General features: G+C 53.5%; 5 protein-coding genes. 3 read left to right on the top strand and 2 right to left on the bottom strand.

Translation table 11 applies throughout. The features are described from left to right. Nucleotides 1-379 precede the first annotated feature (379 nt). From HMPREF9453_RS09385 to HMPREF9453_RS09375, 3 genes are read left to right on the top strand one after another with little or no spacing between them, the layout of a single operon-like run. The gene (locus HMPREF9453_RS09385) at nt 380-1,321 is read left to right on the top strand and encodes an AAA family ATPase (RefSeq protein ID WP_008860321.1); all 942 of its coding nucleotides are present in this window, start codon (nt 380-382) and stop codon (nt 1,319-1,321) included. Then, nucleotides 1,322-2,335, top strand: a complete 1,014-nt coding sequence (locus HMPREF9453_RS09380) for a DUF58 domain-containing protein (protein ID WP_008860320.1) — start codon at nt 1,322-1,324, stop codon at nt 2,333-2,335. After that, nucleotides 2,332-4,704, top strand: coding sequence for a transglutaminase-like domain-containing protein (locus tag HMPREF9453_RS09375; RefSeq protein ID WP_008860319.1), 2,373 nt, complete (start codon nt 2,332-2,334; stop codon nt 4,702-4,704). Before HMPREF9453_RS09380 ends, HMPREF9453_RS09375 begins: the two co-directional genes overlap by 4 nt. A gap of 109 nt (nt 4,705-4,813) precedes the next feature. On the opposite strand, the gene argH is transcribed toward HMPREF9453_RS09375, so the two are convergent. Both argH and HMPREF9453_RS09365 read right to left on the bottom strand, forming a co-directional pair. Continuing rightward, complete coding sequence (gene argH, locus HMPREF9453_RS09370) at nt 4,814-6,241, bottom strand: argininosuccinate lyase (RefSeq protein WP_008860318.1); 1,428 nt, start codon at nt 6,239-6,241, stop codon at nt 4,814-4,816. Continuing rightward, entirely contained in the window at nt 6,238-7,491 is a 1,254-nt protein-coding gene (locus HMPREF9453_RS09365; RefSeq protein ID WP_008860317.1) for an argininosuccinate synthase, read from the bottom strand. The genes argH and HMPREF9453_RS09365 overlap by 4 nt, the downstream gene beginning before the upstream one ends. Between the last annotated feature and the right edge of the window lie 340 nt (nt 7,492-7,831).

Below are 7,831 nucleotides of genomic sequence, written 5' to 3'. Positions count from 1 at the left end.
AAGCGGAGTGGAGAAATCTCACTCCACCATGGTACAGGAAGCATTGGGGTGGGAGATCTCTCGACTCAGAGTTTCATCGAAGCGGTTTCCCTCTAACACCCATACCGGCGCATCCCCCCGCTCGAGATGACGATATTGGCGGGCACCCCTATCGTCATTTCGACCGTAGCGGAGCGGAGTGGAGAAATCTCACGCCTCAATGGGCAAAAAAGGAGCTCGGCTTTCGCCGCTGGTTGTTTAGAAGGGCTGCATTGCCTTCGCTCTGGGGCAGGGAGGCAGACCAGAGCGCCCGATGAGTCAGCCAATGCATCCAAAGCCTCTTCCCACAGGGGGTATAATAGGTAATATATTAATTATGTACAAGAATTGAGGTATCCCTATGAATACAAAAGAAACCATTGATGCGATCCTTTCTGAAACGGGAAAGGCGGTGCTGGGCAAGGATGAAGTGCTCCGCCGGATACTGACTGCCATTCTGGCCGGCGGCCACATTCTGATTGACGACATTCCCGGCGTAGGGAAGACCACCATTGCCGTGGCTTTTACCCATGTGCTGGGGCTGGACTACAAGCGCATGCAGTTTACGCCGGATGTACTGCCATCGGATATTACAGGCTTTTCCATGTATGATAAAAATTCCGGCACCTTCCGGTACATGCCGGGCAGCGCCATGACCAATTTCTTCCTGGCCGATGAAATCAACCGGGCTTCTCCGAAGACCCAGTCCGCTCTTCTGGAAGTCATGCAGGAAGGCCGGCTTTCGGTGGACGGGAAGACCTATGCCGTGCCCCAGCCTTTTATTGTCATGGCCACCCAGAACCCCTTCGGTTCCTCCGGCACCCAGGAGCTGCCGGAATCCCAGACGGACCGTTTCATGATCCGCATTACCGTAGGGTATCCGGAAAGGGAAGATGAAATCCGCATTCTCTCCGGTGAAAAGAAAAATCCCGCCGAAGGTCTTTCTTCTGTCATTACCCCCGAAGGGCTCCTGGCCCTCCGGCAGGAGGTATCCCGCATTCATGTGGAGGAAAGCCTTTACGGCTACATGGTAGATATTGCCCGGGCCACCAGAAATCATCCGGACATCCGCCTTGGCGTATCGCCCAGAGGCACCATGGCCCTTTCTGCCATGACCCGGGCCCATGCCCTCATGGAAGGACGGTCCTATGCTACTCCCGACGATGTGGCCACCGTGGCTCCCTATACCCTGGGCCACCGCATATCTCTTTCCGGCGATGCCCGGTATGCAGGGAAGACGGCGGAATCGGTTCTTTCTTCCCTTCTTTCCTCCCTGCCCCTGCCATCGCTGAAGGAGGAGTAAATGGGCCGTTTTTACTATGTGTTCCTTCTTCTCATCGCCTTTTTCCTCATGGTGATTTATGACCTCTATGACTCCTTCCTGCTCTCAGTCATGCTTCTTCTATCACCTTTCTGCCTTTACTTTTTCAGCAGAAAGGCAGGGCGCAGCGTTTCCTTCGCCTGTGAGGCTCCCAGCCGCGTAGAACGGGGAAAAGAGGCAGAAATTGCCATTTCCCTGAAAAGTCCTTTTCTTCCTTTCCTGTCTTCGCCGGAAGTACGTCTTTCCGGCTCCCCCTATGAGGCCTATGAGGAAGAAAAGGAAGGGCTTGTCTTTTATTTCACCCGGTCCATGGTCCACTGCGGCCGCCTTTCTCTGGGGAAAATCACCTTTTCCTGGAAGGACCCCTTCGGCCTTTTCCATTTTCAAAGAGAGCTCCCGGCGTCTCCCATCCTGGTGTATCCAAAGCAAGCTGGCACCTTCCATGATGCCCTGGCTGCCCTGCGCCGCATAGCCGGCAGCGAGGAGGTAGAATATTTCGGTGCCACGGAATACAAGCCCGGAGACAATCCCCATCTCATCAACTGGAAGGTCACTGCCCGGAAGGATGATGTATATGTGCGGGATTCCTATCCCGCCGGCAGTGATAGAATCGTTCTGGCCGCCGACTATGAGGAGGATGAGGTGCTCCGGGATACGGTAGGGGATGCCCTCTATTCCGCCGGCCTTGCCCTGCTGTCTGCCCGCATCCCTTTCCGCTTCGTCTTTGCCGCCCCAAAGGGGACTGCGTCCCACACCATCCGCACCAGAGAGGAATGGATGGATGCCCTGTCCGGCTTCCTCCGGGCAGGACGGACCGGCGCCCTCATGGGCTCCGGCCTTTCTCCCTATATTCCCATCTGCTATATCACAGGAAATCCGAAGCCCCCCATTCCGCCGGAACTCTTTCCTGCCATCTGGTGCGCGAAAGAAGGGGCCGAGAGGGCTGCCCTGTCGGGACGACGCGAAATTTATAAAGCGCTGGGAGGAGATGCATGATGAAAAACGTTTCCTTTTTTTCCGCCCTTGTCACCGCTTCCGGTGCCGCCGGAACGGTTTCCCTCTTCTTTTCCTATGCCGGTGGAGACACCTTCTTTTTGGCCATGGCTGCCTTTATTCTGGTACTGGCCGGGGGTTTCCTTCTTGCCGCCCTGCCGGAAAAGAAACGGTTCCCGCTGACGGCCCTTCTCTTTGTCTTACTGGCCGCCGTGCTCATCCTTTTCCATTCCACTTTGAAAGACAGTTTCACCGCCTTTTCCGTTCCCCTCTTCACCACCCTGAAGGAACCCTATGATGTGGACCTGGCACTTCCCCGCCTGCCCGAGGGAGCATCTCCTCTGGCGGCGGAAGTGTATATGGTTCTCTTCCTTTCCTGGTTTTTCCTCAGCGCTTTCCTTTCCAAAACCGGCGCTGTCTTATCTTCCCTTCTTTCCCTCGCCATTCTGCTTCTGGGATTCTACTTCGGCATCAATCCGCCGCCCCTTGCCCTTGCGCTTGCCGGAGCCTACATGATTTCCCTGCCTGCCCGGCTGAAGGGAAACGACCTTACCCATCCGGAAATCCCCGCATTCCTGGCGGCTCTGGTTCTGGGCCTTGTCCTTTCCTTTGTGATTCCGGAGAGCCGCTATGAACAGCCCGCCCTCTTTTCCAAACTCCAGGAAGAAATCGTATCCTTCGTGGACCCCTACGATCCCATCTTCCATGCCGGTAATGCCTACACCGGCATGATGAAGGGCAGCGCCGGAAGGCAGAAGCTGGGCAATGTGAAAGGCATCCGCTACTCCGGCCGCATCATTGCGGATATCGAAGCGGCAGACCAGCCGCACCGCCTTTACCTTCGCAGCTGGACCGGCGGAGACTACGGCAGCAATCAGTGGAAAGACCTGCCCGATGGCCGGTATAAAAGCGTTGCGCATTTATTTGAAAAGAATCAGGGCGAATGGTACGACCAGGGAGCCTGGCTCATGGAAGTCATTGCCCGAAGCCCTGCCCTTTCCCAGAGCCTTGCCAACTACATGAAAGATGACGAATCGGTGGAAGGCCTGAAAAAGGATTTCAACGTAGATGCGGTGTATGAAAAGACGCCTTTCTTCCTTCTTCCCTACGATACCAGCTTCGGCGCCCCCCTCTTTGCCTATGACCGCTCTCCCATGAGCCGGGAAGGCAAGGCCTACAGCACCTACCTGTGGAACCTGCCTGCCGGTGCCCTTCTCTCCATGATGGAGGAAGAAAACAGCAGCGACCCCTATTTCCGCACCTATCTGGGCGCCGAGAAGGAATACCGCCGCTTCGTTTATGACCATTATCTGGACATTCCGGATGCCGTAAAAGAGGGTCTTGCCGCCCTGGGACCCATTTCTCCGGCCCGGAGCCTTTCAGAAAAGCGGCAGCGGGTCGAGGATATCCGCCGTTTCCTTGCTGAAAATTACAGTTATACCAGAAGCCCCGGAAAGACACCGGCAGGAAAAGATTTCATTACCTATTTCCTGACAGAAAGCAAAAAAGGCTACTGCACCTCCTTTGCTTCCGCCGCGGTCATGCTTCTTCGGGCCAGCGGCATTCCTGCCCGTTACGCCGCAGGCCTCACGGTGGGAGCCGATGAAATCAAAGACGCTCCCCTTTCCGAAGGCGGCCTTCACCGCCTGTCCATCAATGACCACCACGCCCATGCCTGGGCTGAGGTCTATGTAGACGGACTGGGCTGGCGGCCGGTGGAAATGACGCCGGGCTATGAAGGCAGTGAAAACCCCTTCCCCCTTCCGGCAGACAGGCAGAAAAATGACACCGGCGCCCCTGATGCTCCGGTAGATGACAAGGATAAGACCAGCCGGTCCCAGCCGAAGAAAGACCAGTCCCCCAAAGAATCACCTCCGCAAAGTCAGGGACAGCCGCAGGCACAGCCAAAGGGCGAATCTGCTCCCCAGCCGCCCCAGCTGAATCAGCAGAACCCGGTGGAAGGGAAAAAATCATTCCCGAAAATCCTTTTCCTCCTTCTCCTGATCCCTCTCCTTTTGGCAGGCTTCCTTGTTTTCCGTCTGACAGAAGTGAGCCGGATTTTCAAAAACGGAACCTCCGGGAAGGAAGGATTTAACCGCCTTCTGGATTACATGGACCGCCTTTCCTCCTATGCCGGCCTTCCGCCAAAGGGAAGCTACGAAGAAAGAAAGGCCGCTTTCCAAAAGGACCAGCGCTTCCAGGGATGGGACCATCTGCTGGATCTTCTGGTGAAAGCCAGATGGTCCGGAAACCCCCTTGACCGGGAAGAAAAAGAAGAAGTTCTTTCCCTCATCGTGAAGGCCAGGGAAAAATGTCTTGCATCCATGACCTGGGGAGAAAAACTCCGCTTCCTCTTCATCCATAAGCTCTGAGAACGGTATGTCCGGTAATCCCCATTCCCCACAGGAAAAAGCCCCTGCTTTCGCGGGGGCTTTTTCCTGTGAAATTGTCTATACCAAGCGCAGGGCGCTATGGCTTCTGTTATCCCAGGAAGGCCATGGATTCTTTCCACTGAGCAGCCTTTTCTTTCATAGCTGCCACCGCTTCTTTCCCATGGGCTTTCTGGCGTTCTACGGATTTCGGGCCTGTGCCGCCGTAGCTTTCACGATTTTTCACGCAGTTTTCTATTTTCAGTGCTTCCAGGATATCTTCCTCAAAAAGGGGACTCATGGATTTGAATTCTTCCATAGTCAGGTCATGGAGCACTTTGTGATGTTCAATGCAGTAATGAACTGCTCCGCCTACCACTGCATGGGCCTGACGGAAGGGAAGCCCCTTCTTGGCCAGGTAGTCAGCCATATCGGTGGCATTGGAGAAGTCATGCTCCAGCACTTCCCGGGTATGCTTCCCGTTGACGGTCATGGTGCTGATCATGCCGGCGTAAATATCCAGGGCGAAGTAGAGGGTATCTATGGCATCAAATACCCCTTCCTTGTCTTCCTGCATATCCTTGTCATAGGCCAGGGGAAGACCCTTCATCACGGTGAGAAGACCTATGAGGCTTCCATAGACACGGCCCGTTTTGCCGCGGATGAGTTCGCACATATCCGGATTTTTCTTCTGGGGCATAATGGAGCTTCCTGTGGAGTAGCCGTCATCGAGCTCTATGAAATGGAATTCGCTGGTACTCCAGTAAATGAATTCTTCCGAAAGCCTGGACAGGTGCATGGCGCAGATGGAGGCAAAGGAAAGGAACTGGAGGAGGTAATCCCGGTCGGACACGGCGTCCAGACTGTTTCCATAAACTTTAGAAAAATGGAGCTCTTCCGCTTCTTCCAGAGGATTGGTGGGATAGGTGGTGCCTGCCAGAGCGCAGGCGCCGATGGGGGACATGTCAGCCATGTCATAGCATTCTTCCAGCCTCTTGAAATCCCTTTCCAGCATGGCAAAGTAGCAGAGCATGTGATGGGCAAAGAGCACCGGCTGGGCCCGCTGCATATGGGTATAACCGGGCAGAATCACATCTTTGTACTTTTCCGCAGCCTCAAGCAGCGCCTCTTCCACGGAAATCAGTTTTTCCGCTACCCGGCCTATCTGCCGTTTCATATACATATGAAGGTCCAAAGCACACTGGTCGTTCCGGCTCCTGGCCGTGTGAAGCCTGGCTCCGGCGTCGCCGATATCATCGGTCAGCCTTTTTTCCACGTTCATGTGGATATCTTCCAGCTCGATGGAGAAAGGAAACTTTCCATCATCGATTTCCTTCTTGATGGCGGAGAGGCCTTCTGTGATTTTCTCACAGTCCTCTTTGGAAATGATGCCGTGGCGGGCAAGCATTTTCGCATGGGCTTTGGAGCCGGCAATGTCTTCTTTATACATCCGGCAGTCATAGGAAATGGATGCGTTGAAATCAAGGGCATTCTTTTCTTCCGCCTTGGTAAAGCGTCCGCCCCACATCATATCACTCATTTTGCATTCTTCTCCTTCATCAGAGCCCGGATGGTCAGGGGCAGGCCGAAGAGGTTGATGAAACCTTCTGCATCTGCCTGGTTGTATACATCATCTTCGCCAAAGGTGACGAATTCTTCATTGTACAGGGAATAGGGGCTTTCTGCGCCGTGGGACATAATGTTGCCCTTGTAGAGGCGCAGGGTGACCTTGCCTGTTACGGTTTCAGAAGTCTTATCGGCAAAGGCCTGGAGTGCTTCTCTGAGCGGTGCAAACCACATGCCGTCATAAACCAGTTCGGAATATTTCACTGCAGCCACTTCCTTGAAATGGAAGGTAGCCCGGTCCAGGCACAGTCTTTCCAGTTCCGTGTGAGCATAGAAGAGGATGGAGCCGCAGGGATTTTCATAGACGCCCCGGGACTTCATGCCTACCAGTCTGTTTTCTACCAGGTCATCAATGCCGATGCCGTTTCTGGCGCCGATGGCATTCAGGGTGTTCACCAGTTCCACGCCGTCCATTTTCTTGCCGTTCACTGCGGTGGGCACGCCTTTTTCAAATTCGATGGTTACCAGTTCATCCTTGTCTGGAGCATCCTCGGGATCGCAGGTCACCAGGTACATATCCTTGTGAGGCGCATTGGCCGGGTTTTCCAGGTCGTCCCCTTCATGGGACAGATGCCACATATTCCAGTCCATGGAGTACGGGTATTTCTGGGCAGCCTTTTCTTCGTCAGTCTGCTTTTCATCGTATTTATCAATGGGTACGCCATGGGCTTCAGCGTACTTCATTTCATCTTCTCTGGACTTCATATCCCAGATTCTCCAGGGAGCAATGATCTTCATATGAGGAGCCAGGGCCTTGATGGTCAGTTCAAAACGAACCTGGTCATTGCCCTTGCCTGTAGCACCGTGGCAGATGGCGTCAGCGCCGTACTTCTTGGCCATGTCCACCAGGCATTTGCCGATAAGGGGACGGGCAAAGGAAGTGCCCAGCAGATACTTGCCTTCATACCGGCCGTCGGCCTGGAGGACTTTATAGGCATAATCTTCGATAAATTCTTTCCTTACATCCAGGGTTTCTGCCACAGAAGCACCGGAAGCCAGGGCTTTCTTGTGGATAGCATCAAAATCTTCAGGCTGGCCCAGGTTCACTGTGCAGGCAATGACCTCGCAGCCATAGTTTTCCTTCAGCCAGGGAATAATAACGGACGTATCCAGTCCGCCGGAATAAGCAAGAACTACTTTTTTTACATTTTTTACATCAGCCATAGGAATGCCGCCTTTCTTCATGGAATATAGACAATTTCAGAAGCCCTTCACGGGGGCTTTTCTTAAGATGTGATAATTATACAGCGCTTTGCATAAATGTGCAATAGGAAATTTGGATTTTTTTACATTTTCTGTATTTTTATTTTTTATAAATGCTGATTTTCTCAGTATTTATCTATCATTTCTCCATTTCAGCGCCGAGAGAAATTTCTTTTGTTTTTTATGCAGAATATACACAAAAAGAAAAAAAGCCCAGCGGGAGCTGTGGCGGCTCAGCGAGGTGATGCCCTTTGGCTGCCACGAGCCTCCGTTCTTCCCGGCTCCAGATAAGGGGAAAGGA

The organism is Dialister succinatiphilus YIT 11850, assembly GCF_000242435.1.
In the GTDB taxonomy this organism is placed as follows: Bacteria; Bacillota; Negativicutes; order Veillonellales; family Dialisteraceae; genus Dialister; species Dialister succinatiphilus.
Note: the sequence above shows the minus strand (reverse complement) of the source record. Positions and strands in the feature narration are given on the sequence as shown.

What these genes read in the sequence shown, in the direction of transcription:
- HMPREF9453_RS09385 (WP_008860321.1), top strand. Translation starts at nt 380, where the DNA reads ATGAATACAAAAGAAACCATTGATGCGATCCTTTCTGAAACGGGAAAG.
- HMPREF9453_RS09375 (WP_008860319.1), top strand. Translation starts at nt 2,332, where the DNA reads ATGATGAAAAACGTTTCCTTTTTTTCCGCCCTTGTCACCGCTTCCGGT.
- argH (WP_008860318.1), bottom strand. Translation starts at nt 6,241, where the DNA reads ATGAGTGATATGATGTGGGGCGGACGCTTTACCAAGGCGGAAGAAAAG.
- HMPREF9453_RS09380 (WP_008860320.1), top strand. Translation starts at nt 1,322, where the DNA reads ATGGGCCGTTTTTACTATGTGTTCCTTCTTCTCATCGCCTTTTTCCTC.
- HMPREF9453_RS09365 (WP_008860317.1), bottom strand. Translation starts at nt 7,491, where the DNA reads ATGGCTGATGTAAAAAATGTAAAAAAAGTAGTTCTTGCTTATTCCGGC.